Below are 23,374 nucleotides of genomic sequence, written 5' to 3' on the forward strand. Positions count from 1 at the left end.
TTTTGCGTCTGCTGCGCAGCCGAACGCAGGCTTCGCCAGCTGCTACGGTATTGGGGCTTGCCCGCGAAAGCGGCCGGTAGAGGCATTCGAGATCTCCTACCTGCAGAAACAACAAAGCCCCCATCAATGCGGGCTTTGCTTTGTGCCAAATCACTTAGAACCGAAACACTTCCATATCCGTACGGATCGGCGAGGCCATCGGAATCTTCGGCTGCTTGTCTTTTTCGGCGGGTTTTGCCGCCACAGGTGCCGATTTGCGCGGTGTTTCAGCGACAGGCGGTTGGTTGGCCAGCGGCTTGAGGGCCACCGACAGTTGTTCCGCCAGGCGTTGCAGCAATACGCCCTGGGCCTGGACCTGAGCGGCCGTGCTACCGGCATGCTGTTCCTGCAGATGAATGATGCGGTTGTCGCGGACCTGGCCGCGGCGATCGATCAAGCGCCATTGGGCATCGAGTATCGCTGGTTGCGAGGGACCCGAATCCAGACGCGTGATCGACAACAGGACCTGCACATCGGCCGCGAAGCCGAGGGTTGCCGGCGCCAGCACCACTCGCTGGCTATCCAGATGCCCGGCAACCTGGCGCACCAACAGCTGATTGATGTCGGAAGTAAGGCTGCCTGCCCAACGACCGTCGGTCGCTGCTTGCAGGCTGCCGTCAGGCTGGCGCTGCAGCAGGGTTTCGCGTTGCAGGTAATCGGCTATCTGCACCGGCCCGATCAATACCGCCATACCAGCACTTTGTGCCGGTTGAGTCGGACTTCCGCTGTCCAACTGATACAGCGACACTGGCTGGTGTGTGCTGCAACCCGCCAGGCCAAATACACCTGCGAGCAACAAAATAAAAGGAAGGCGTAGCGCAATCATCATCCCGTCCCGGTGGCTGCCACAAGGCGAAACCACAGTGTAAATACTTAATAATTATAAAAAACGCTCAGCCACGCCGGCGCTTGAAAGGCTATATCATCCGTGAATATGCGCCGCGACTCCAGCCCGAATGCGTCGATCTACGGGTTAAATCGTAGATCGAGCGCTCTAGACCGCTTAATTCGGAGTTTCTACCAATAGTGCATCTACCCGCTGGAAGCCCCGTGGCAGCTTGTTGCCACGGCGTCCACGCTCACCTTTGTAGTGTTCGAGGTCATCGGCCTTCAATGATAAGGTACGCTTTCCAGCCTGTAACACCAGCGTTGCACCCTCCGGCAGCACTGCGATATCGGTAACATATTCCTCACGACTGGCCACTCGCTCACCGGAGATTCCGATGATCTTGTTGCCCTTGCCTTTGCCCAACTGCGGCAGATCGCTGATCTTGAAGATCAACAGACGACCTTCCGTCGTCACCGAGGCCAACCAGTTTTGTTCGCGATCGCTTACCGGACGCGGCAGGATCACTTTGGCGTTGTTTGGCAAGCTCAGCAGCGCCTTGCCTGCCTTGTTCTTGGCTTGCAGGTCTTCACCCTTGACCACAAAACCGTAACCGGCGTCGGACGCGATAACGTACAGCGCATCGTCTTCCGGCAGCAGCACACATTCGAAGCTGGCCCCTGGCGGCGGCGTCAAGCGACCCGTCAGCGGTTCGCCCTGGCCCCGCGCCGATGGCAGCGTGTGCGCCGGTACCGAATAACTGCGCCCGGTAGAGTCAATAAACACCGCGAATTGGTTGGAACGCCCGGCAGCCGAGGTCTTGAAGCCATCTCCGGCTTTATAGGAGAGCCCGGTAGCGTCGATATCGTGACCTTTGGCGCAACGGACCCAGCCTTTTTCCGACAGGACAATGGTCACAGGCTCGGTCGGCATCAACTCGTTTTCCGACAAGGCCTTGGCTTCGGCACGGGAAACAATTGGCGACCGACGGTCGTCACCATAGGTTTCCGCGTCTTTGAGCAACTCGGTGCGTACCAGCTTTTTCAGCTTGGTTTCGCTGCCGAGTAATGACAGCAACTTGGCCTGTTCCTTGAGCAGTTCATCCTGCTCGGCACGCAGCTTCATTTCTTCCAGACGTGCCAACTGCCGCAAGCGGGTATCGAGAATGTAGTCAGCCTGGATTTCGCTCAGGGCAAAACGCTCGATCAGCTTGGCCTTTGGATGTTCCTCGGTACGGATGATGTGAATCACTTCATCCAGGTTGAGATAAGCAATCAGCAAACCGTCCAACAGATGCAGGCGACGTTCGACCTTGTCCAGGCGGAACTGCAAGCGACGGCGCACCGTATTGACGCGAAACTCCAGCCACTCCACCAACAGCGTGCGCAGGTTTTTCAGCTGCGGTTTGCCATCCAGGCCGATGATATTGACGTTGACCCGATAGCTCGATTCCAGCTCGGTGGTGGCGAACAGATGCTGCATCAGCTCATCGAGATCGATCCGGTTGGAGCGCGGGATAATCACGATACGGCAGGGGTGTTCGTGGTCCGACTCATCCCGCAGGTCGGCAACCATCGGCAGCTTCTTGGCCTGCATCTGCGCGGCAATCTGCTCCAGCACCTTGGCGCCGGAGACCTGATGGGGCAACGCGGTGACGACGATATCGCCATCTTCGATGCGGTACACCGCACGCATGCGTACCGAACCCCGCCCGGTTTCATAGATTTTCAGCAGGTCGGCGCGCGGCGTGATGATTTCCGCTTCGGTCGGATAATCCGGGCCCTGGATGTGTTCGCAGAGCTGCTCGACTGTGGCTTTAGGTTCATCCAGCAAGCGCACGCAGGCCGTGGCGACTTCTCGCAGGTTGTGCGGCGGAACGTCGGTGGCCATGCCCACTGCGATACCGGTGGTGCCATTGAGCAGGATGTTCGGCAAACGCGCGGGTAACACCAGGGGCTCGTCGAGGGTACCGTCGAAGTTCGGGCCCCAGTCCGCCGTGCCCTGGCCCAGTTCGCTGAGCAGTACTTCGGAGTAACGCGACAGCCGCGCCTCGGTATAACGCATGGCGGCGAAGGACTTGGGATCATCCGGCGCACCCCAGTTGCCCTGGCCGTCCACCAGCGTGTAGCGATAGCTGAACGGCTGGGCCATCAGGACCATGGCTTCGTAGCAGGCCGAGTCGCCGTGGGGGTGGAACTTGCCGAGCACGTCCCCGACGGTCCGCGCGGATTTCTTGTGCTTGGAGTCAGCGTCCAGCCCCAGTTCACTCATGGCGTAGATGATGCGCCGCTGGACCGGTTTCAGGCCGTCGCCGATATGCGGCAAGGCACGGTCCATGATCACGTACATGGAGTAGTTGAGGTAGGCATTTTCGGTGAAGTCAGCCAGCGATCGGCGTTCAACGCCATCTAAGCTGTCTGCAAGAATGTCGCTCATGCGGGCCTCATTTATTCGTTGTCTGGCGCAGCAGCAAGGTGCCACCACGCTGGGTAAATTCAAGTTTTTTCAAGGCGCTCATGCCCAGCAGCACTTGTTCGCCGCCCAGCCCTGGCGCCACCAGCGCACGGACATCGCGCAAGACGATATCGCCCAACTGCAGGCGGTCGAGCCGGGTTCGAAAACCCTCGCTGCGCCCATTGGCGGTGCTGAGGATCACCGGGGCACCTTTCTCCAGGCCAAGGCGCTCGGCCAGCCTGACCGGAATCGACACATCGGTCGCCCCGGTATCCACCATGAAATCCACCGGCTGGCCGTTGATCTGGCCGCTGGCGACGAAATGCCCCTGGCCGTTGCCGACCAGCTTCACTTCGATATGACCCTCGCGCTGTTGCGAGCTGACGACAGCATTGGGATTTTCCTGACGCTGTTCCCACTGGCCGAAAAAACGTGTCGCCAAAAACAGCCCGGCGCCCCAGGCCAGCACCAGCAGCACCCGGCCGGCGCGCTTGCCCGGCGGCTGCTGACTCATGACCTGGCACTCCAGCCACCTTGCGGCGCCGCGAAGCGCCAGACAATCGGCCGCTTCTCGCCATCGGCACGGGTATGACTGCCATTATCGACACCGATCCATGCGCCGCCATCATCAATGGCCAGGGCCTCCGTTGTACCGAATCGGGTGTTGTAGCGCCGGTTGTCGGTCAAGGCCGCATCGGCAAACGACCAGCAGCGCTCAACCTCCCCGGTTTCCGGGGTGCGGCGGCAAATACGGTAAGCCATGCGCTCCAGGGTGAACAGTTTGCCCTGGTAGAACACCAGGTCGCTGAAATCCTTCTGTTGGCCGCGAGTCGTCCGGACCTGAGCCGGTGGCTGTTCAAGTCCGCCTTCGCCCATCAGCACACAATTGTTGGCGCAATCCCACTCAGCCTGCTGCTTGTGTACGGTGAGCAAACCGCGATGCCTGCGTTCAGCTTCCAGCCATAGCTGGTCGCCAGCAGGGTTGATGGCAAGTCCTTCGAACACCGCGTTGAAGTGCAGCAACATGCCACTGGCCCGCGCCTGACTGACCAGCAACGGCGAGATGTTCAACCACTCGGGAGCGCCCGTCGGCGGCACTTGCAGCACCGCCGCATGGGCTTCGCTGACCACGTACCGATTGCCTGCCGAGTCGCAGGTAATGCCTTCGAAATCCAGATCGCCGCCACGCCAAGGACCGATCGCCCAGGTGAGCATGTTCAACCTCCACGGTAGACCACTGTCCGGCACGGGCGGTACGTCGACATGCACGGTTTCGGCCTGCCAGAGCGTCTCGCGGGTGTCGAGCCGATAGATCTGATCGTCATCGCGATCGGAAACTGTCCACAGTTCGCTACCGCACTGTGCCAACCCCGAAAGGTTGCCGCCGCGCATGCCTTGCACCGGGTGTTCGGCGAGCAATGCCAACTCGGGCAACGGCGCTGCCGCTACCGAGGTCACCCACAACACCAATGCCAGGGCGAAACCGCTCCGCATCAGGCCAGAACCTCGGCCAGGTTGCCTTTGGACTCCAGCCAGGATTTGCGATCACCGGCGCGCTTTTTCGCCAGCAGCATGTCCATCATTTCCGCGGTAGCGTCGTAATCATCCAGGGTCAGCTGCACCAGACGCCGGGTGTTCGGGTCCATGGTGGTTTCGCGCAGTTGCGGCGGGTTCATTTCACCCAGGCCCTTGAATCGGGTGACCTGTGGTTTGCCGCGTTTCTTCTCGGCCACCAGGCGATCGAGAATGCCATCGCGCTCGGCTTCGTCCAGGGCGTAGAAAATCTCTTTGCCCAGGTCGATTCGATATAGTGGCGGCATTGCGACGTAGACGTGACCGGCGTCCACCAATGGGCGGAAATGCTGGACGAACAACGCGCACAGCAAGGTCGCGATGTGCAGACCGTCGGAGTCGGCGTCGGCGAGGATGCAGATTTTGCCGTAGCGCAGCTGGCTGATGTCTGCAGCACCCGGGTCGACGCCGATGGCCACGGCGATGTTGTGCACTTCCTGGCTGGCGAGCACTTCGCTGCCATCGACTTCCCAGGTGTTCAGAATCTTTCCGCGCAGCGGCAGGATCGCCTGGAACTCTTTGTCTCGTGCCTGCTTGGCCGAGCCGCCAGCGGAATCACCTTCCACCAGAAACAGTTCGGAGCGCATCGGGTCCTGCCCGGCGCAGTCAGCGAGCTTGCCCGGCAGCGCCGGGCCCTGAGTGATGCGCTTGCGCTCGACCTTCTTGCTGGCCTTGAGCCGACGACCGGCGTTGTTGATCGCCAGCTCGGCCAGCTGCATGCCCAATTCAGGGTGCGTGTTGAGCCACAGGCTGAAGGCATCCTTGACCACGCCAGAGACAAACGCCGCGGCCTCGCGAGAAGACAGCCGCTCTTTGGTCTGGCCGGAGAACTGTGGCTCCTGCATTTTCATCGACAGGACGAACGCGATCCGCTCCCAAACATCTTCCGGCGCCAGTTTCACGCCCCGCGGCAGCAGGCTGCGAAATTCGCAGAACTCGCGCATGGCGTCGAGCAAACCCTGACGCAGGCCGTTGACGTGGGTACCGCCCTGGGCAGTCGGAATCAGGTTGACATAGCTTTCCTGGACGCTGTCGCCGCCTTCAGGCAACCACAGCAAAGCCCAGTCCACCGCTTCCTTGTTCCCGGCCAGGCTGCCGCAGAACGGCTCGTCCGGCAGGCGCTCGAATTCGGCGACCGCATCCACCAGGTAGGAACGCAGCCCGTCTTCGTAATGCCACTCGACTTTCTCGCCGGTGGCTTTGTCTTCAAAACTGACCAGCAGGCCCGGGCACAACACAGCCTTGGCCTTGAGTACGTGCTTGAGGCGGCTGACGGAGAATTTTGGCGAATCGAAGTACTTGGGGTCCGGCACAAAGTAAACGCTGGTACCGGTATTGCGCTTGCCGACAGTGCCGACCACTTCCAGATCGCTGGCCTTGTAGCCATCGGCGAAGGTCATCTGGTACTCGTTGCCATCGCGCTTGACGCGCACCCGCACCTGAGTCGACAGGGCGTTGACCACGGAAATACCGACCCCGTGCAGACCGCCGGAGAACTGGTAATTCTTGTTGGAAAACTTGCCACCCGCGTGAAGCTTGGTGAGGATCAGCTCGACACCCGACACACCCTCTTCCGGGTGAATGTCCACCGGCATGCCACGGCCGTCATCGCTGACTTCCAGGGAGTGGTCGGCGTGGAGGATAACCTGCACCGATTTAGCGTGCCCGGCCAAGGCTTCGTCGACGCTGTTGTCGATGACTTCCTGGGCGAGGTGGTTCGGCCGACTGGTGTCGGTGTACATGCCCGGGCGTTTGCGCACTGGGTCGAGGCCCGAGAGGACTTCGATGGCGTCTGCGTTATAAGAGCTAGCGCTGGGAGTGGCCATGGGGTCTCGTCGTTAGTCGTTCAATGAAAATAGAGGCCAGGGATTTCACAGTGCGGTGAAATCGATCGCCTGATACTGATCTGCGCCGATGCCGGCAAAACTCAACAGCGCCGGTAGCTGCCCGGCAAAACCTTGAAAACCATGGTCGCCGCCGGCCTGGATACGTAGCGCACAGGCTCGGTAATACTGCTGGGCAAGACGATAGTCCAGAGTCTCGTCACCTGTCTGCAACCAGACCTGAAACCGCTGTGGATCCTGGGGCGCCGGCACTTCCAGTTCGGTCAGGGCCGTCACATGGTCGTGGGTCAACTCCCAGATTTCATCGGTATACAAGTTCTTCTGGCTGCCCAGGTGCCCGTCGAACATCCGATGGGGGCTGACGGCGGGGTTGATCAACAAGGCTTTAAGGCCATGGCGCTCGGCAAGGTGAGTGGCATAGTAGCCGCCGAGGGAGCTGCCGACCAGCAATGGGCGATCAAGCTCGGCGATCGCCTGTTCCAGCTGGTCAATCGCCTCTCGCGGGTGGTGATGCAAGGCCGGCACCTGCAGCTGCTCACTCAAGCCCAGGCGATCCATCACGCGGATCAACTGACAGGCCTTTTTCGACGCGGGCGCGCTGTTGAAACCGTGGATATACAGGATCGAACCGGACATGCGAGTTCCCTCTGTGCATTAGCCAAAGATGAGGCAGTTTACAGGGACTGTCGTCGAGTTTGGCGGCTCAATACATCGAAAAGTTACAACATCCGTAGGAGCTGCCGCAGGCTGCGATCTTTCAGCGATCAATGGGGTGGCCGGCCGAACGTAAAGATCAAAAGATCGCAGCCTTCGGCAGCTCCTACAGGGGGTATGTCAGTAGCCCTTGCCGCCGTAATCGACCTGGAAATCGAAGCCGGTCACCCGTTCTACCCCGGTTTCCAGCCGTCCGTCCGGCAGCAATCGCAGCCAGCGATAGCCGGGAGCCAGGTCATCGACCTTGAACTCCTCGCTGCCGGGCTCGAACTGGATGCAGGTCGACGGGGACGCCAGCAGACGAACGCCATTACGCAACTGGTCGATTTCCTGATGCACATGCCCCCACAGCACTGCGCGAACCTGGGGAAAGCGGTCGAGCACGGCGAACAGCGCCTCAGGATTGCGCAGACCGATCGGTTCCAGCCAGGCGCAACCGATGGAAACCGGATGATGGTGAAAACACACCAGATGGTGACGCTCCGGGGCTTCGCTCAAAGAGCGAGCGAGCAACTGCAGCTGCCCGTCCTGCAAGTATCCCGGTACCGAGCCCGGCACGGCGGAGTCCAGCAGGGTGACCCGCCAGTTGCCGAGATCCACCACCGATTCAAGCAGCTGGCTCTGGGTGGCCGCCTCGGCCATGATCTGCGGTTCATCGTGATTGCCCGGAATCCAGCGCGCCGGAGCATCGATCTGCCGGGTCATGTCACGAAACCACTGGTAGGACTCAAGCGTGCCGTCCTGGGACAGGTCGCCGCTGGCGATCACCAGATCTATCTGTGGCTGTTGCGTGCGGACCAGCTCGATAACCTTCTGCAGGCTGTCGCGGGTATTCATGCCTAGCAGCGTTCCCTCTGCCTCGGCAAACAGATGGCTGTCAGAGAGTTGCACCAGCAGCGCTGAATCGTCAGAAGTTAGAGTGGATACGCTCGGCAAGGCGTTCTCCCAAGGCATGATCACTGAAATGATGAATGACCCAATTATGCTGGGGGAAACTTAAAAGGGGAAACCTGCGAAGTGGACGCAGTTCACATCTACCGCACCACCTCGACCTCATGCCCGCAGGCCAGACAGTGGCTCAACCATTCGCCGAGGAACACATTGAGCTGGGCTTTTTCGTCCGGCTGGTGCATGAAGGCATTCGGATACGGGTAGATCCCGCGAAAACGCCGGGCATGTTCGGCACTGATGACTTCCGCCATCCGTGCGTCGTGATAGACCTGAACTTCCAGTTGCGGCACCGGCAACCAGGGCAGGCTGTGTTCCTGGCGCACTCGTAGCGTGGTGGTGTAAGGACAGGCCAGCAGCACCTCAAGCGCCAGCACGCCGAGCATCTGGTCACCTTGGGTGACGGCAATGCGCCTCGCGAGCGGTTGCTCGCGCATGTCTGGCAACAGGCGCATCAAACGAGCGTAGTTCGCCTCGCAAGAGGCTTGCAGCCCCACCAGATCGACCCGGTAGCGATCGCGCTGCTTGTTTACGACCATAACCCCCTCACTTCAACGCGATTCAAAGCCAGCCATTGCAGAGCAATGATGCTTGCCGCGTTGGAAATTCGTCCATCGCGTACGGCCTGCAGGGCATCTTCGAACGCCCAGACCGTCACCCGGATATCTTCTGCCTCTTCCTCCAGCCCATGTAAGCCGCCGGCCCCAGTACTGTCACAACGCCCCAGAAACAGGTGTACATATTCGGTGCTGCCACCCGGTGATGGAAAATACCTGGTCATCGGCCAGAGTGCGGAGAACACAAGCCCAGCTTCCTCCTGCGCTTCGCGGTGAGCAACTTCTTCCGGTTGCTCATCCTTGTCGATCAGACCGGCTACCAGTTCCACCAGCCACGGATTGGCGACTTTGCCCATGGCCCCCACCCGAAACTGCTCGATCAACACCACTTCGTCGCGCTGCGGATCGTAGGGCAGCACACAGACTGCATCATGGCGAACAAAGAGTTCACGACTGATCTCGCGGCCCATACCGCCGGCAAACAGCTCATGGCGCAGATGTACGCGATCAAGCTGGTAGAAGCCTTTAAAACATTTCTCGCGCCGCACGATATCGACGGCTGTTGGAATGGCATTGGCAACGTCAGTCATATCAATCCTCGTACTTGCGATCCGATCCGAGGCGCCCCCTCGACTTCGCGCCATCCTAACGCGCTCTCGCCTGTTGATGCAGCCCCTTTCCAGTCAGCAGGATAGACGGCGGGGCCTTAAACAACTCTAATTAGCTTAGTGGCGAACTGAGCGTCCCGCTGATAGTCGAAGCGGATAACTTTTTGCCTTTCCCTGATTCATGAAGGACGCCCATGTCGCTTTTAAAAATCGCCTCCATGGCCTGTATCGCCCTGACTCTGGGCGCCTGCCAAAGCTTGTTCCAGCCCAATTACCGGGCACCACTGGAAACCACTCGCGACGCCTCGGAGCAGATCAAACCGGGCTGCAGCGCCGCTGATTGCCCGCTGGTAAATATCGACACCCTGCGCTTTCCTGCCGAACCGCAACTCGACGCCATCATTGAAAAGCGCCTGCTGCAATTGACCCGCACCTCGCCGGACGCACCGCTGCCGACTTCGCTGAACGCCTATCGGGAGCAATTCCTGCGTGAGGCCGGCAGCCGCCACAGCAGCTACCTGCAAGCCAAGGTACGTGAGCAGCATGACGGCCTGGTGATCGTCGAACTGTCCAGCTATCTGGATACCGGCGGCGCCCATGGCCAGCCAGGCCGCGGCTTCATCAACTATTCGCGCCAGCAGCACAAGGTGCTGAGTCTGTCGGACATGTTGCTGCCGGGGCAGGAAGAAGCGTTCTGGAAGGCCGCTCAAGTGGCGCACAACAGCTGGCTGATCAGCACCAAGCTGGATCAGGAAGCGGAATTCGTGAAACGCTGGCCGTTCCAGAAAACCGCGAACGTGGCATTGACCTACGGCGGGGTGATCCTCAAGTACGAAGTGAGCACCATCGCGCCTTACGCCCTGGGCCACATCGAATTGAAGATCCCCTACCCGCGCCTCAATGGCATTCTCAAGCCCGAGCTGTTTCCCGGCCGTAGCTGAAAGCCCGGCCCAGCACCCACTGCAATAGCCCTGCCAGCACCAGTGACGGCAGGGTTGCGCCGATTTCCGGGTAGAAATTGGCCAGCAGGTGATAGGTGCTCACCCCGCCCAGCCAGGCCAACAATGCCGGCCAGCGCAACATCGACGATGCCACTTGCGCACTGCGCTTGCGCAGGATGAAGTGATCCACCAGTACCACACCAAACAACGGCGCGAACACCGAGCCGATCAGCAACAGGAAGTTCTGGTACTGCGCCAATGGCGCGAAACAAGCGATCAGCGTGCAGATCACGCCGATGGCCAACGCCAGATGCTCGACTTTCAAGCGCAACAGAATCCCGCTGGACACCGCTGCCGAGTGAATGTCGGCGAAAGCGTTTTCCGACTCATCCAGCAGAATCAACAGCAATGGAATCCCCAGGCCTGCGCCGGCCAGCGCCAGCAGCAAGGCGTTCACTTCACCGCTCGGCGCAAACGCCAGAGTGTAGGCGACGCCCAGGCTCATCAACCAGAAGTTACCGATAAAGAACCCGACTGCGGTACCGCCGAAGACGTTTCTGGCGCGCTTGCCGAAACGCGAGTAGTCGGCAATCAGCGGCAGCCAGGACAGCGGCATGGCGATCGCGATATCAAAACCCACCGCAAACGGCAGCGAACCGTCACCGGCCTGAGCCCACAGCGTGGCCAGGTCAGCCTTGGCGAACAGATTCCAGGTCAGCCAGATACAGGCCGCCAGCAGCAGCCAGATACCCCACTTGCGCAGGATCTGTCGCACGAAGGTCAGCGGGCCGCTGACGGCCAGCAAGGTCGCCAAACCACCGAAGAACAAGGTCCAGAGCAGCGGATTCGACAGCAGACTGCCTTCGCTGAAGGCACGAGCGCCCAACAGGCTCGCGGCATCGCGCATGACGATGATTTCGAACGAGCCCCAACCAATCAGTTGCAGCAGGTTCAACAGCGCCGGCAGGCTCGCGCCACGGTTGCCGAGGCTGAGTTTGAGCGCCGACATCGACGACAGGCCAGTGTCACTGCCGATCACGCCAACGGCGGCCAGCAGCAGAACGCCCACTGCAGTGCCAAGAAAAATCGCCAGCAACGAACCCGAAAGGCCCAGGCCCGGCGCGAGCAAAGCGCCGGTCTGCAAGACCATCAGGCCGATGCCGAGGGAAAACCACAAGGAAAACAGATCGCGGCCGCCGAATACGCGCTTGGCCAGCGGCACGGCGTGATCAGGGGAGTAAGTGCTGGGTTGAATGCTCAAGAGTGTTATCTCAGAGGGACATTTGTTGTTGTGGTGATCGCCATCGCGAGCAAGCTCGCTCCCACAGGGAATGTGTGTACGACACAAATCAAATGTGGGAGCGAGCTTGCTCCGGGCGGCGATCCGACGATGAGGCCTTTTCAGGCCCCGCAGGTCAGATCACACCTTTTGGTATAGCTGACTGCCTTCTTTCTTGAACCGCTCGGACTGTTCCGCCATGCCTTGCGCCACGTCTACATCGACTGCTTCAATCAGCTGGTTGGCCGCGTATTCACGGACTTCCTGGGTGATTTTCATCGAGCAGAACTTCGGCCCGCACATGGAGCAGAAGTGCGCGACCTTGGCCGAATCCTTCGGCAGGGTTTCGTCGTGGTACGAACGCGCGGTATCCGGATCCAGGCCGAGGTTGAACTGGTCTTCCCAACGGAATTCGAAGCGCGCCTTGCTCAAGGCGTTATCGCGAATCTGCGCGCCCGGATGCCCTTTGGCCAAGTCCGCCGCATGGGCGGCGATCTTGTAGGTGATGATCCCGGTCTTCACATCATCCTTGTTCGGCAGGCCCAAGTGCTCCTTCGGCGTGACGTAGCAGAGCATGGCGCAACCGAACCAGCCGATCATTGCCGCACCGATCCCGGAGGTGATGTGGTCGTAACCGGGGGCGATGTCGGTGGTCAATGGGCCGAGGGTGTAGAACGGCGCCTCGTCGCAGCACTCGAGCTGCTTGTCCATGTTCTCCTTGATCAGCTGCATCGGCACGTGACCCGGACCTTCGATCATGGTCTGCACGTCGTGCTTCCAGGCGATCTTGGTCAGCTCGCCAAGGGTTTCCAGCTCACCGAACTGCGCTTCGTCGTTGGCGTCGGCAATCGATCCCGGACGCAGGCCATCACCCAGCGAGAAGCTGACGTCGTAGGCCTTCATGATTTCGCAGATGTCTTCGAAATGAGTGTAGAGGAAGTTCTCTTTGTGGTGCGCCAGGCACCACTTGGCCATGATCGAACCGCCACGGCTGACGATCCCGGTGACGCGCTTGGCGGTCATCGGCACGTAACGCAGCAACACGCCGGCGTGAATAGTGAAGTAGTCGACGCCTTGCTCGGCCTGTTCGATAAGCGTGTCGCGGAACAGCTCCCAGGTCAGGTCTTCGGCGGCGCCGCCGACTTTTTCCAGGGCCTGGTAAATCGGCACGGTACCGATCGGCACCGGCGAGTTGCGGATGATCCACTCGCGGGTTTCGTGAATGTGCTTGCCGGTGGACAGGTCCATGACCGTGTCCGAACCCCAGCGAATACCCCAGGTCAGTTTCGCCACTTCTTCTTCGATGGAAGAACCCAGCGCACTGTTGCCGATGTTGCCGTTGATCTTCACCAGGAAGTTACGGCCGATAATCATCGGTTCCAGTTCGACGTGGTTGATGTTCGCCGGAATGATCGCGCGACCGCGGGCGATTTCTTCCCGGACGAATTCCGGGGTGATGATTTTCGGTACGCTGGCACCGAAACTGTGGCCCGCATGCTGCTGCTTGAGCAGCCCGGCAGAACGAGCCTCTTCGAGCTTCATGTTCTCGCGGATGGCGACGTATTCCATCTCGGCGGTGATGATGCCCTGACGCGCATAGTGCATCTGGCTGACGTTGGCACCGGCCTTGGCCCGACGCGGGTTATTCACATGGGCGAAACGCAGAGCGGTCAATTCCGCATCAGCCAGGCGTTCCTGGCCGAAGTTCGAGCTCAGTCCGGCCAGGCGCTCAGTATCGCCACGGGCGTCGATCCACGGCGAACGCACATCGGCCAGGCCTTTGCGCACATCGATGATCACGTTCGGATCGGTGTAGGGACCGGAGGTGTCATAGACCACAACTGGCGCGTTGATTTCGCCGCCGAACTCGGTCGGGGTGACGTCGAGGCTGACTTCGCGCATCGGCACGAGGATGTCCGGGCGTGAACCCTGGACATAGATTTTTTGCGAGCGGGTAAAGGGCTGAACCGATTGCAGATCGACTTTGGCCGAGTCACTCAAGTTAGTGGTATTTTTTGATTTTGTACTCATCACGGGCTCTCCAGACGGCATCCAGGCATTGGATTTTTGTCGGAGCGAACCTGTAACGAATGGACGCACCAAGACAGGTGCTGTGCTTGGCGCACGAGGGCTGTTCGATTGTCGAACAACATCCCGGACGAAGCACAAGAGGACTCGCCGGGTGACGAGAAATCTTGTTCCCTACGCAGGCGCTAACCTGATCAGGTTCAACGGGATCCGAAATTATTCGATCTCAGCCTCATAGCAAGGCACCCCGACAAGAACCCGGCCAGTCTAGACATATCCTGCCTGGAACGCCAACAGCAGTGCAAACAGCGTGATGAATGGCGCAATTATCGGATTGTTGCCGCAAGCCTGCACAACTACACTCCCTACGCGGTGCCCGACCTTGACGCTCTGCACTGCGCGCCGTAGCCTTGGCGTTTAAATTATCGCTGTAATATTCACTCTAGGGATCGCCTCATGCTGCGCAAACTCTCACTGGCCCTCGCCGTGTCATGTGCGTCCAATGGAATGGCCTGGGCAGCAGAAGCGCCGCTGTCGACCAAAACCGACCTGGTCAGCGTCTACCAGGAAGCGGTGGACAACAACGCCGATCTCGCTGCCGCTCGCGCCAATTACGATGCGCGCAAGGAAGTCGTGCCCCAGGCCCGCGCCGGCCTGTTGCCGAACCTTTCGGCCGGTGCCGACCTGAATAACACCCGGACCGACTTCGACCAGCCATCGATGACCGCCAGCCGCAGTGGCACGTCCTATCAGGCGACCCTGGCACAACCGATCTTCCGCGCCGATCGCTGGTTCCAGTTGCAAGCCGCCGAGGCGGTGAACGAACAAGCCGCCCTGGAGCTCTCGGCGACCGAGCAGAACCTGATCCTGCAAAGTGCCGACAGCTACTTCACGGTGCTGCGCGCCCAGGACAACCTGGCCTCGACCAAGGCCGAAGAAGCCGCATTCAAGCGCCAACTGGATCAATCCAACGAGCGCTTCGATGTCGGCCTCTCGGACAAGACCGACGTACTGCAATCCCAGGCCAGCTACGACACCGCACGAGCCAACCGGATCCTCGCGCAACGCCAGGTAGACGATGCGTTCGAAGCGCTGATCACCCTGACCAACCGCCAGTACAACTCGATTCAGGGCATCGTCCACACATTGCCGGTGCTGGCGCCAACGCCGAACGACGCCAAGGCCTGGGTCGACACCGCCGCCAAACAGAATCTCAATCTGCTGGCCAGCAACTACGCGGTCAGCGCCGCCGAAGAAACCCTCAAGCAACGCAAGGCCGGCCACGCGCCGACCCTCGATGCGGTCGCGCAATACAAGAAAGGCGACAACGACGCCCTCGGCTTCAGCAACCCGAACCCGCTGGGCCAACGTTATGGCAGTGACGTCGAGCAACGCACCGTCGGCCTGCAATTGAATATTCCGATCTTCAGCGGCGGCCTGACCAGCTCTCAGGTTCGCGAGTCCTACTCCCGGCTGAACCAGACCGAACAGCAACGCGAAGCCTTGCGCCGGCAAGTGGTGGAAAACACCCGCAACCTGCACCGTGCAGTGAATACCGACGTCGAGCAGGTGCAGGCGCGCCGCCAGTCGATCATCTCCAACCAGAGCGCGGTGGAAGCCACGGAGATCGGTTATCAGGTGGGGACGCGCAATATCGTCGACGTGCTGGACGCTCAGCGTGAGCTCTATACCTCGGTGCGCAACTACAACAACACCCGCTACGACTACATCCTCGACAACCTGCGCCTCAAGCAAGCAGCCGGCACCTTGAACCCGGGGGATCTGCAGGAGCTGTCGCGCTACCTGAAAGCCGACTACAACCCGGACAAGGACTTCCTGCCGCCGGACCTGGCCAAGGCCGCACAGGAACAGCTCAAGGCTAATCCGAGGTATTAAAATCAAAAGATCGCAGCCTGCGGCAGCTCCTACGGGTGGACATCTATCCTATGTAGGAGCTGCCGAAGGCTGCGATCTTTTTCTCCAGATCAACTCGATTTAACGGTCGATCAACCGCCCCAACCCATCCAGCAAACGCTTCAACGCCCCCTGATTGGCACGCATCACCTTCAGCCCCGCCTCGGCCCTCTCCCGGGCATCACTTGGCGATTCAAATAGCCGCTGCACCGCCACTGCCAGCCCCTGGGCATCCTGCACTTCCTGCAACGCTTCGGCTTCACGCAACAGCGCGGCGATTTCGAGGAAGTTGAACAGGTGCGGGCCGCTCAGCACCGGCTTGGCCAAGGCTGCCGGCTCCAGCAGGTTATGCCCGCCGTTGGGCACCAGGCTGCCGCCGACAAAGGCGCTGTCTGCCAGGGCATAGAGAAACAGCAATTCGCCCATGGTGTCGCCGAGCAGCACCGAGGTATTGGCACTGACCGGTTCCGCCGTGGAACGGCGCACGGTAGCGAAGCCCTGCTGCCGACACAATTCGAAGACCGCGTTGAAACGCTCGGGATGGCGTGGTACCAGAATCAGCAAGGCGTCCGGATGATTGACCAGCAACTGCCGATGGGCGGCCAGCACTATTTCGTCTTCACCTTCATGGGTACTGGCGGCGATCCACACCGGGCGCTGCGCCGCCTGCCATTGACCACGCAATTGGGCGGCACGCTCCAGCAATTGCGGATCGATACTCAGATCGAACTTGATCGAACCGGTCACCTCGACCGTTTCCGGCCGCGCACCAAGATCACGGAAGCGCTGGGCCTCTGCCTCGGTCTGCACCGCGAACCAACTCATTTCACTGAGCATCGGCTGGGTCAGTCTGGCAAAGCGTCCGTAGCCCTTGGCCGAGCGTTGCGAAAGTCGCGCATTGGCCAGCGCCACCGGAATGCCGCGCTTGGCGCACTGGTGAATATGATTGGGCCAGAGCTCGGTTTCCATGATCACCGCCAGCTTCGGCTGGACCCGTTCGAGAAACCGCGCCGCCGCGTCAGGCAAGTCATACGGCAGATAGCAGTGTTGAATCCGCGGTTCATTGGCGAACAGCGCCTTGATCCGCTCCGAGCCGGTCGGGGTCATGCAGGTCACGGTGATGGGCTGCTGTGGATAACGTTCGAGCAGACCGCGGATCATCGGTGCCGCGGCGATGCTTTCGCCGACCGAGACCGCGTGCACCCAGATTCCGCCCGGGCGCATCGCTGGCAAGCCGATGGAAAAGCGCTCGCCGATTCGTTTGGCGTAGGCCGGCGCCTTGCGCGCCCGCAGCCACAGACGTAATGCCACCAACGGCAGCCCGAGATAAAACAGCAAGGTGTAGAGAGTTCTATTCATGGCGGCGGAGTTTATCGGGTTTTCAGCCGATCGCCTGCAAGTGCACGGCAAAACGTTCCGCCAACCAGCGCGCGGCCGGGCCAAGGGGCTCGTCGCGGCGCCAGACCAGCTCCACCACCAGCGCCGGCGGAGTCCATTCGCTGAGCAGTTCGACCATCTGCCCCTGATAGGCCGGATACTGCACCACGTGCCGCGGCAGCCAGGCCCAACCGAGGCCACGCATCAGCCACTCGGCCATCACATAGAAGCTGTCGGCGCGCCATACCTGCGGGCTGGCCTGCTCGCTGCCGGGATAGACACTGGACTGGGTGGCCATCAGCAGCTGTCGATGCTGCGCCATTTGCTGGCAGTCCACCTTTCCCTCGGCCGCCAGTGGATGCCCCACCCCGCACACTGTGACCATTTCGACACTGCCCAGCACCCGCCGCTCGAGGGCTTCGGGGATCTGGTCATGATAAAACAGCAAACCCAGATCGGCCCGACGCTCCACTAGCTTGCGCGCCACATCACCCTGGGCAGCGCTGGTCAGTTGCACTTCAAGACTGGGAAATTGCTCGGCCAAGGCTTCGAGGCTGTCGATCACCGGTTGATAGGGCATCGCCTCATCCTGAGCCAGGCGCAGACGTGCTTCCTGACCGCGCATCAGCGCCAGGGCCCGCCCGTTGAGGCGCTCGCACTGACGCAAGACTTCCCGGGCCTCTTCGAGCAGCGCCTGGCCCGCTTCGGTCAATTTCGGCTGACGACCGCTGCTGCGGTCGAACAGGCTGACCCCAAGGTCTTCCTCCAGCATCGCGATAGCACTGCTGATCGCCGACTGCGCCTTGCGCTGGTCCCGGGCCACCGCAGAAAACGAACGCTGTTCGGCTACGCTGACGAACAAGCGCAGTTGCTCCAGATTCCAATTCACGTTCATGGCTCAACTCATCTTAAAAACAGATAGGTAATGACTTTACCCCATCTGTGCAATCTCTAGAATGCCGACCCGGAGAGCAGCACTCAATACGAGGATTCGCCCATGAACGCTTACTACTATCTGGCCATCGCCATCTGCGCCGAAGTAATCGCCACTGTTTCGATGAAAGCGGTCAAGGGCTTCAGCACGCCAATCCCTCTGTTGCTGGTCATCGTCGGTTATGGCATCGCGTTCTGGATGCTGACCCTGGTGGTGCGCACCATTCCGGTCGGTGTGACCTATGCGGTATGGGCCGGCATGGGCATCGTGATGGTGAGCATTGCCGCGCTATTTATCTACGGGCAGAAACTCGACATCCCGGCCATCATCGGCATGGGCATGATCGTGCTCGGGGTGGTGGTGATTCAGTTGTTCTCGAATACTGCCGGACATTGAGGAACACGACCATCTTGAGTGCAACCTATTGTGGCGAGGGGGCTTGCCCCCGCTGGAGCGCGAAGCGGTCCTAAACTTAGGCACCGCTATCTGTCAGACAAATCACGTCAGCCGGTTTTACGACTGCTACGCAGCCGAACGGGGCGATGCGGCGTTCCGACAAGCCCCCTCGCCACAGCAAGCTCCCTCGCCACAGGATTTGTGTTCGATTCAGATATCCCATCAATGACCGGCCATTGATTGCCGACAAATCGCTGAGTCTTCGAGTCTGTATACTGCGCCCCTAGTCTTGAACACTGAGGTCGCTGCATGCCATCCGTTATTTCCACCGACGTTCTGATTGTCGGCGCCGGGGTTGCCGGCCTCTGGCTGAACGCGCGCCTGCGTCGCCAGGGCTTTTCGACTGTGCTGGTGGAAAGCGCCAGCCTCGGTGGCGGGCAAAGCGTGAAGTCCCAGGGGATTATCCATGGCGGCGCCAAATACGCGCTGCACGGTGCACTGACCGGCGCCTCCGAGGCGATTGCCGACATGCCACGGCGCTGGCGTGAAGCCTTGGCCGGTAACGGTGAGCTGGACCTGTCCGGCGTGCGCCTGCTCTCCGAAGCCCACTACCTCTGGTCCCCTGGCACTATTGCCGGCAACCTCACCAGTTTCTTCGCCAGCAAAGCCGTGCGTGGCCGGGTCGATCAGGTCAAGGGCGAGCAATTGCCGCCGGCCCTGCAAGACAAACGCTTCAAGGGCAAGGTCTATCGCCTGGCCGAACTGGTGGTCGACGTACCGAGCCTGATCCAGCGCCTGGCCGAACTGGCCGGTGACGGCCTGCTGGCGGGCCAGAACATCGAGCCCCTGCTGGAAAACGCCGAACTGGTCGGCCTGCGGGTCGATGGGCGGGGAATCCGCGCGCAACGCATCGTCCTCAGCGCCGGCGCCGGCAATGCGGATCTGCTCACGGCCCTGGGCCTGAGCCAACCGGCAATGCAACGGCGGCCGTTGCACATGATCATCGTCAAAGGCCCGACCCTCAAACCCCTGTACGCCCACTGCCTGGGCGGCGGGCCGAAGCCGCGGATCACCGTTACCACTCACCCGGCGGCCGACGGTCAATGGGTCTGGTACCTGGGCGGCGATATCGCCGAAGCCGAAGGCGTCGCCCGTGAACCGGCGGCACAAATCGCCGCCGCGCAGAAAGAACTTGGCAACCTGCTGCCTTGGGTCGACCTGAGCCAGGCGCAATGGGCGACCTTGCGGGTGGATCGGGCGGAGCCGGCGCAATCGGGGCTGACCCGACCGGACAATGCCTTCCTCGCAGAACAGGATCGCCTGCTGGTGGGCTGGCCAACCAAGCTGGCCCTGGCGCCGGACTTCGCCGATCGGGTGCTGGCCGCCCTCAACCGTGACGGCATTCAACCCAGCCACCCGCCAGCCTTGCCTGAACTGCCAAAGCCACCGATGGCCCAACCCGCCTGGGAGCAATTGTTGCCATGAGCCAACCGACCTTGCACGACCTGCATCGACCTCTGGGAAGCACCGGCCTGTTGGTCTCGCCGCTGGGCCTGGGCACCGTCAAACTGGGTCGCGACCAAGGGGTGAAGTACCCCAGCGGCTTCCAGATTCCCGACGATGACGAAGCGCGCATGCTGCTCAAGTTGACTCGCGACCTGGGCATCAACCTGATCGACACCGCCCCGGCCTATGGCCGCAGCGAAGAACGTCTCGGGCCACTGCTGCGTGGCCAGCGCCAGGACTGGGTGATCGTCAGCAAGGTCGGCGAAGAGTTCGCCGATGGCCTGTCACACCACGACTTCAGCGCCGAGCACACGCGCTTCTCGGTGGAGCGCAGCCTGCAACGTCTGGAAACTGATTTTATCGATCTGGTGCTGGTGCACTCGGATGGCAACGACTTGGCTATTCTTCAAGACTGCGAGGTCTACCAGACCCTTGCCGAGCTGAAACGCGAAGGAAAAATCCGCGGCTTCGGCTTCTCCGGCAAGACCGTCGACGGCGGATTGAAGGCCCTGGAGCAAGGCGATTGCGCCATGGTCACCTACAATCTCAACGAACAGGCCGAGCGACCAGTCATCGACTATGCTGCCGCCCACGGCAAAGGCATCCTGGTGAAAAAGGCCCTGGCCAGCGGCCATGCCTGCTTGAGTCCGGGAGTCGACCCGGTCCGCGCCAGCTTCGAGTTGTTGTTTGAGCATCCCGGTGTCGCCAGTGCTATTGTCGGGACCATTAATCCGCTGCACCTCGCCCACAATGTGACGACTGTTGCGCAGGTTCTGCGCAAAAATTGACGCCGCCGACGCGGCCGCCCCCGACGCAAGAAGGAGCTGAGATGTCGCGCACGCTCATTAGAAAGAACCCCAGCAACTTCAAAACTCTGCCGTTGATCGTCGAAGCGACTCCCGAAGGCCTGAGCTATCACAGCGTCGGGATGCCGCTGAATTTTTCGCAAACCTTACAGCGTCGCCGCCCAGTGACGGTGGTTGACGCCGAGCGTTTTTCTCTCGAACTGGCCAACCTCGGGGTTTCAGTTCGCCTGACCCTGCATTGGCAGAATCGCGATTACTGGGTACTGGTGCGCCAACGCCGTCAGGACCGTGGTGATGTGGTGCTCAAGTTGATCTCCGGTTATGTGCCGGCCCACGAACTGAACCTGCCGCTGCACACCGCGATTCAGGAGATTGCCGAAGAGTGCTTGCTGGAAACCCCGGAGGGCTGGCTCGGCGGCCGCTTCAACGACACCTGGCTGCCAGCGCCCTATTCGTCTGCGCTGCATTACCGTGAAGCCCTGCCCTTTCGCCTGACCCCATTGTCCGGCGCGGCGCGGCCGGTGCGCTGCGCCAAGATGCAACTGCTCGAACGACCCAGGGCCTACGTACATCTGCCCACTGCTTCGCTGCAGTTGATTTACGATTTGCGCCTGGAGGTACCGAAAGAGGCCAAGTCCCTGAGCCTGTTCCACGTCGATGAGCGTCTGGAAGGGGATCAACTGGTGGCTCGACTGGACCGCAAACGGCCAGACCTGTACCTGATGCCACTTGAGGACGGTCAGCCCCTGGCCGAACTCTATATCTTGAAAAAGGATCAGCTCCACCCGGCCAGTACTCGCGGACTGTATCTGGCAGAAAGCTTTGCCCGACAGGAAGGCTGGCTGGTGCGCGATGAGCGGATTCGCTGGAAGGACTGGCTCAAGCAGCAGGGCTTGAGCCAACCGGGCAAGGACTCAAGCTTCAAACGCCTGACTGGCAAGGCGCGGCAGTTGCTGAAGAAGATCGTGCCCAGAAGCGTGGCGCGCTAACGCAAAGTGATACCACCTGTGGCGAGGGGGCTTGCCCCCGTTCGACTGCGCAGCAGTCGCAAAACCGGACAATTCAATCTAGCTGAATAAACACGGTGACAGGTTTTAGGGCTGCTTCGCAGCCCAGCGGGGGCAAGCCCCCTCGCCACAGTGACCGCGTTTACTCGGCCTTGCGGATCTTCTCGACAATCGCCGTGGTCGAGCTGTTCTCGACCAGCCCCAGCACTTTCACCTTGCCGCCATAGGCACTGACGATATCGGCACCGACCACCTGATCGATACCGTAGTCACCACCCTTGACCAGCACATCCGGCCTGACCTGGGCCAGCAGGTTTTCCGGCGTGCCTTCAGGGAAGCTGATCACCCAGTCCACCGCACCCAGGCCGGCCAATACCGCCATGCGTCGGTCGACGCTGTTGATCGGTCGACCCGGGCCTTTCAGACGACTGACCGAGGCATCGTCATTGACCGCCACGATCAAGCGATCACCTTGCGCCCGAGCCTGCTCCAGATAGGTAACGTGCCCGGCATGCAGGATGTCGAAACAACCATTGGTGAAGACGATTTTCTCTTTATGCGCACGGGCATCGTCGATCGCCAGCAGCAATTGATCGAGGCTCAGTACGCCGCGTTCGGAACCCTCCTCACGCTGGATTGCGCGACGCAGTTCTGGCGCGCTGATCGCCGCCGTACCCAGCTTGCCAACCACAATACCAGCGGCCAGATTGGCCAGGGCCACGGCATGGGGCAACTCCTCGCCGGCGGCAATCGCTGCTGCCAGGGTGGAAATGACCGTGTCACCGGCCCCGGTCACGTCGAACACTTCACGGGCCCGAGCCGGCAAGTGCAGCGCCGGGTGATCGGGGCGCAACAGGGTCATGCCGTGTTCGCCACGGGTTACCAGCAAGGCACCCAGTTCGAGGTCGTGCATCAGCTGGGCGCCCTTGGTCACCAGTTCATGCTCATCGGCGCAACCGCCGACGATGGTCTCGAATTCACTGAGATTGGGCGTGATCACACTCGCACCACGGTAGATCGAAAAGTCCTTGCCTTTCGGATCCGCCAGCACCGGAATGCCGCGCGCACGCGCAGCCTGGATCAGCACCTGATGATTTTTCAGCGCACCTTTGCCGTAGTCGGACAGCACCAGCACCTTGATACCTTCGAGCAGGTTTTCGACCTCGCCAGCCAACGCCAGCGCATCGGTAGCAAAGGGTTCTTCGAAGTCGATCCGCAGCAATTGCTGGTGACGACTCATGACCCGCAGCTTGACGATGGTCGGCTGGTGAGCGATGCGCTGGAACAGCGCCCGCACGCCTGCGCCACGCAAGCTGTTGGCCAGGCTGTCGGCGGCCTCGTCGTCACCGGTCACCCCGACCAGGGACGCGGGCGCGCCGAGAGCGGCAATGTTCAAGGCAACGTTGGCGGCACCACCCGGGCGGTCCTCGATCTGTTCGACCTTGACCACCGGCACCGGTGCCTCAGGAGAAATCCGTGAGGTACCACCATGCCAGTAACGGTCGAGCATGACATCGCCGACCACCAGGACAGGGGCCTGATCGAATCGTGGCATGGACAACTTCATGGAAACTCCAGAGGCGATAAAAACGTCGCGGATAATAACATAGCGATAGAAGGCGAC

Annotated in this window: 20 protein-coding genes and 1 riboswitch; of the genes, 6 read left to right on the forward strand and 14 right to left on the reverse strand. The window is 60.8% G+C overall.

What is annotated here, in order from left to right:
- Positions 1-154: 154 nt before the first annotated feature.
- The 9 genes from F8N21_RS01710 to F8N21_RS01750 all read right to left on the reverse strand — a co-directional run bounded on the left by F8N21_RS01710 (position 155) and on the right by F8N21_RS01750 (position 9,544).
- On the reverse strand, positions 155-865 hold the full coding sequence (locus tag F8N21_RS01710) for a membrane integrity-associated transporter subunit PqiC (protein ID WP_150640459.1): 711 nt from the start codon (positions 863-865) through the stop codon (positions 155-157).
- Positions 866-1,042: 177 nt separating this feature from the next.
- A complete protein-coding gene (parC, locus tag F8N21_RS01715; protein ID WP_150640460.1) occupies positions 1,043-3,301 on the reverse strand; it encodes a DNA topoisomerase IV subunit A in 2,259 nt (752 codons plus the stop codon).
- A 7-nt stretch (positions 3,302-3,308) separates the two neighbouring features.
- Complete coding sequence (locus tag F8N21_RS01720; protein WP_150640461.1) at positions 3,309-3,833, reverse strand: TIGR02281 family clan AA aspartic protease; 525 nt, start codon at positions 3,831-3,833, stop codon at positions 3,309-3,311.
- Positions 3,830-4,813, reverse strand: coding sequence for an esterase-like activity of phytase family protein (locus F8N21_RS01725; protein WP_150640462.1), 984 nt, complete (start codon positions 4,811-4,813; stop codon positions 3,830-3,832). Before F8N21_RS01725 ends, F8N21_RS01720 begins: the two co-directional genes overlap by 4 nt.
- Positions 4,813-6,717, reverse strand: coding sequence for a DNA topoisomerase IV subunit B (gene parE, locus F8N21_RS01730; RefSeq protein WP_150640463.1), 1,905 nt, complete (start codon positions 6,715-6,717; stop codon positions 4,813-4,815). The genes F8N21_RS01725 and parE overlap by 1 nt, the downstream gene beginning before the upstream one ends.
- A gap of 45 nt (positions 6,718-6,762) precedes the next feature.
- Positions 6,763-7,371: a YqiA/YcfP family alpha/beta fold hydrolase gene (locus tag F8N21_RS01735; RefSeq protein WP_150640464.1), complete on the reverse strand. Its 609-nt coding sequence runs from the start codon at positions 7,369-7,371 to the stop codon at positions 6,763-6,765.
- Between the two features lie 198 nt (positions 7,372-7,569).
- Complete coding sequence (gene cpdA / locus F8N21_RS01740) at positions 7,570-8,385, reverse strand: 3',5'-cyclic-AMP phosphodiesterase (RefSeq protein ID WP_150640465.1); 816 nt, start codon at positions 8,383-8,385, stop codon at positions 7,570-7,572.
- A 98-nt stretch (positions 8,386-8,483) separates the two neighbouring features.
- Positions 8,484-8,936: a DUF1249 domain-containing protein gene (locus F8N21_RS01745; protein ID WP_150640466.1), complete on the reverse strand. Its 453-nt coding sequence runs from the start codon at positions 8,934-8,936 to the stop codon at positions 8,484-8,486.
- On the reverse strand, positions 8,927-9,544 hold the full coding sequence (locus F8N21_RS01750) for an NUDIX domain-containing protein (protein WP_150640467.1): 618 nt from the start codon (positions 9,542-9,544) through the stop codon (positions 8,927-8,929). The genes F8N21_RS01745 and F8N21_RS01750 overlap by 10 nt, the downstream gene beginning before the upstream one ends.
- A gap of 212 nt (positions 9,545-9,756) precedes the next feature.
- Between F8N21_RS01750 and F8N21_RS01755 the strand changes: the two genes are divergently transcribed.
- The gene (locus F8N21_RS01755; RefSeq protein WP_150640468.1) at positions 9,757-10,503 is read left to right on the forward strand and encodes an RsiV family protein; all 747 of its coding nucleotides are present in this window, start codon (positions 9,757-9,759) and stop codon (positions 10,501-10,503) included.
- On the opposite strand, the gene cytX is transcribed toward F8N21_RS01755, so the two are convergent.
- Complete coding sequence (cytX, locus tag F8N21_RS01760; RefSeq protein ID WP_150640469.1) at positions 10,472-11,764, reverse strand: putative hydroxymethylpyrimidine transporter CytX; 1,293 nt, start codon at positions 11,762-11,764, stop codon at positions 10,472-10,474. The two genes, F8N21_RS01755 and cytX, sit on opposite strands and share 32 nt — an antisense overlap.
- 159 nt (positions 11,765-11,923) lie before the next feature.
- Positions 11,924-13,813 carry a phosphomethylpyrimidine synthase ThiC gene (gene thiC / locus F8N21_RS01765; protein ID WP_150640470.1) on the reverse strand — a complete coding sequence of 630 codons (1,890 nt, stop codon included), beginning with the start codon at positions 13,811-13,813 and terminating at the stop codon, positions 11,924-11,926.
- A gap of 151 nt (positions 13,814-13,964) precedes the next feature.
- Positions 13,965-14,070: riboswitch (TPP riboswitch) on the reverse strand.
- A gap of 196 nt (positions 14,071-14,266) precedes the next feature.
- Here thiC and F8N21_RS01770 point away from each other — a divergent pair.
- Positions 14,267-15,706: a TolC family outer membrane protein gene (locus tag F8N21_RS01770; RefSeq protein ID WP_150640471.1), complete on the forward strand. Its 1,440-nt coding sequence runs from the start codon at positions 14,267-14,269 to the stop codon at positions 15,704-15,706.
- A 99-nt stretch (positions 15,707-15,805) separates the two neighbouring features.
- On the opposite strand, the gene waaA is transcribed toward F8N21_RS01770, so the two are convergent.
- Together waaA and F8N21_RS01780 are read right to left on the reverse strand one after the other, a co-directional pair.
- Positions 15,806-17,083: a lipid IV(A) 3-deoxy-D-manno-octulosonic acid transferase gene (gene waaA / locus F8N21_RS01775; RefSeq protein ID WP_150640472.1), complete on the reverse strand. Its 1,278-nt coding sequence runs from the start codon at positions 17,081-17,083 to the stop codon at positions 15,806-15,808.
- Between the two features lie 22 nt (positions 17,084-17,105).
- A complete protein-coding gene (locus F8N21_RS01780) occupies positions 17,106-17,996 on the reverse strand; it encodes a LysR family transcriptional regulator (protein ID WP_150640473.1) in 891 nt (296 codons plus the stop codon).
- A 102-nt stretch (positions 17,997-18,098) separates the two neighbouring features.
- On the opposite strand from F8N21_RS01780, the gene F8N21_RS01785 reads away from it, so the two are divergent.
- The 4 genes from F8N21_RS01785 to F8N21_RS01805 all read left to right on the forward strand — a co-directional run bounded on the left by F8N21_RS01785 (position 18,099) and on the right by F8N21_RS01805 (position 21,732).
- The gene (locus F8N21_RS01785) at positions 18,099-18,431 is read left to right on the forward strand and encodes a DMT family transporter (RefSeq protein WP_150640474.1); all 333 of its coding nucleotides are present in this window, start codon (positions 18,099-18,101) and stop codon (positions 18,429-18,431) included.
- A gap of 309 nt (positions 18,432-18,740) precedes the next feature.
- The gene (locus tag F8N21_RS01795; RefSeq protein WP_150640476.1) at positions 18,741-19,916 is read left to right on the forward strand and encodes an NAD(P)/FAD-dependent oxidoreductase; all 1,176 of its coding nucleotides are present in this window, start codon (positions 18,741-18,743) and stop codon (positions 19,914-19,916) included.
- A complete protein-coding gene (locus F8N21_RS01800; RefSeq protein WP_150640477.1) occupies positions 19,913-20,725 on the forward strand; it encodes an aldo/keto reductase in 813 nt (270 codons plus the stop codon). The genes F8N21_RS01795 and F8N21_RS01800 overlap by 4 nt, the downstream gene beginning before the upstream one ends.
- 41 nt (positions 20,726-20,766) lie before the next feature.
- Entirely contained in the window at positions 20,767-21,732 is a 966-nt protein-coding gene (locus F8N21_RS01805; protein ID WP_150640478.1) for a metal ABC transporter ATPase, read from the forward strand.
- A gap of 160 nt (positions 21,733-21,892) precedes the next feature.
- On the opposite strand, the gene hldE is transcribed toward F8N21_RS01805, so the two are convergent.
- On the reverse strand, positions 21,893-23,317 hold the full coding sequence (hldE, locus tag F8N21_RS01810; RefSeq protein ID WP_150640479.1) for a bifunctional D-glycero-beta-D-manno-heptose-7-phosphate kinase/D-glycero-beta-D-manno-heptose 1-phosphate adenylyltransferase HldE: 1,425 nt from the start codon (positions 23,315-23,317) through the stop codon (positions 21,893-21,895).
- Positions 23,318-23,374: the final 57 nt, after the last annotated feature.

Source organism: Pseudomonas fluorescens, from assembly GCF_902497895.1.
GTDB lineage: Bacteria > Pseudomonadota > Gammaproteobacteria > Pseudomonadales > Pseudomonadaceae > Aquipseudomonas > Aquipseudomonas fluorescens_BP.

What these genes read in the sequence shown, in the direction of transcription:
- F8N21_RS01710 (WP_150640459.1), bottom strand. Translation starts at nt 865, where the DNA reads ATGATTGCGCTACGCCTTCCTTTTATTTTGTTGCTCGCAGGTGTATTT.
- parC (WP_150640460.1), bottom strand. Translation starts at nt 3,301, where the DNA reads ATGAGCGACATTCTTGCAGACAGCTTAGATGGCGTTGAACGCCGATCG.
- F8N21_RS01720 (WP_150640461.1), bottom strand. Translation starts at nt 3,833, where the DNA reads ATGAGTCAGCAGCCGCCGGGCAAGCGCGCCGGCCGGGTGCTGCTGGTG.
- F8N21_RS01725 (WP_150640462.1), bottom strand. Translation starts at nt 4,813, where the DNA reads ATGCGGAGCGGTTTCGCCCTGGCATTGGTGTTGTGGGTGACCTCGGTA.
- parE (WP_150640463.1), bottom strand. Translation starts at nt 6,717, where the DNA reads ATGGCCACTCCCAGCGCTAGCTCTTATAACGCAGACGCCATCGAAGTC.
- F8N21_RS01735 (WP_150640464.1), bottom strand. Translation starts at nt 7,371, where the DNA reads ATGTCCGGTTCGATCCTGTATATCCACGGTTTCAACAGCGCGCCCGCG.
- F8N21_RS01745 (WP_150640466.1), bottom strand. Translation starts at nt 8,936, where the DNA reads ATGGTCGTAAACAAGCAGCGCGATCGCTACCGGGTCGATCTGGTGGGG.
- F8N21_RS01750 (WP_150640467.1), bottom strand. Translation starts at nt 9,544, where the DNA reads ATGACTGACGTTGCCAATGCCATTCCAACAGCCGTCGATATCGTGCGG.
- F8N21_RS01755 (WP_150640468.1), top strand. Translation starts at nt 9,757, where the DNA reads ATGTCGCTTTTAAAAATCGCCTCCATGGCCTGTATCGCCCTGACTCTG.
- thiC (WP_150640470.1), bottom strand. Translation starts at nt 13,813, where the DNA reads ATGAGTACAAAATCAAAAAATACCACTAACTTGAGTGACTCGGCCAAA.
- F8N21_RS01770 (WP_150640471.1), top strand. Translation starts at nt 14,267, where the DNA reads ATGCTGCGCAAACTCTCACTGGCCCTCGCCGTGTCATGTGCGTCCAAT.
- waaA (WP_150640472.1), bottom strand. Translation starts at nt 17,083, where the DNA reads ATGAATAGAACTCTCTACACCTTGCTGTTTTATCTCGGGCTGCCGTTG.
- F8N21_RS01780 (WP_150640473.1), bottom strand. Translation starts at nt 17,996, where the DNA reads ATGAACGTGAATTGGAATCTGGAGCAACTGCGCTTGTTCGTCAGCGTA.
- F8N21_RS01785 (WP_150640474.1), top strand. Translation starts at nt 18,099, where the DNA reads ATGAACGCTTACTACTATCTGGCCATCGCCATCTGCGCCGAAGTAATC.
- F8N21_RS01795 (WP_150640476.1), top strand. Translation starts at nt 18,741, where the DNA reads ATGCCATCCGTTATTTCCACCGACGTTCTGATTGTCGGCGCCGGGGTT.
- F8N21_RS01800 (WP_150640477.1), top strand. Translation starts at nt 19,913, where the DNA reads ATGAGCCAACCGACCTTGCACGACCTGCATCGACCTCTGGGAAGCACC.
- F8N21_RS01805 (WP_150640478.1), top strand. Translation starts at nt 20,767, where the DNA reads ATGTCGCGCACGCTCATTAGAAAGAACCCCAGCAACTTCAAAACTCTG.
- hldE (WP_150640479.1), bottom strand. Translation starts at nt 23,317, where the DNA reads ATGAAGTTGTCCATGCCACGATTCGATCAGGCCCCTGTCCTGGTGGTC.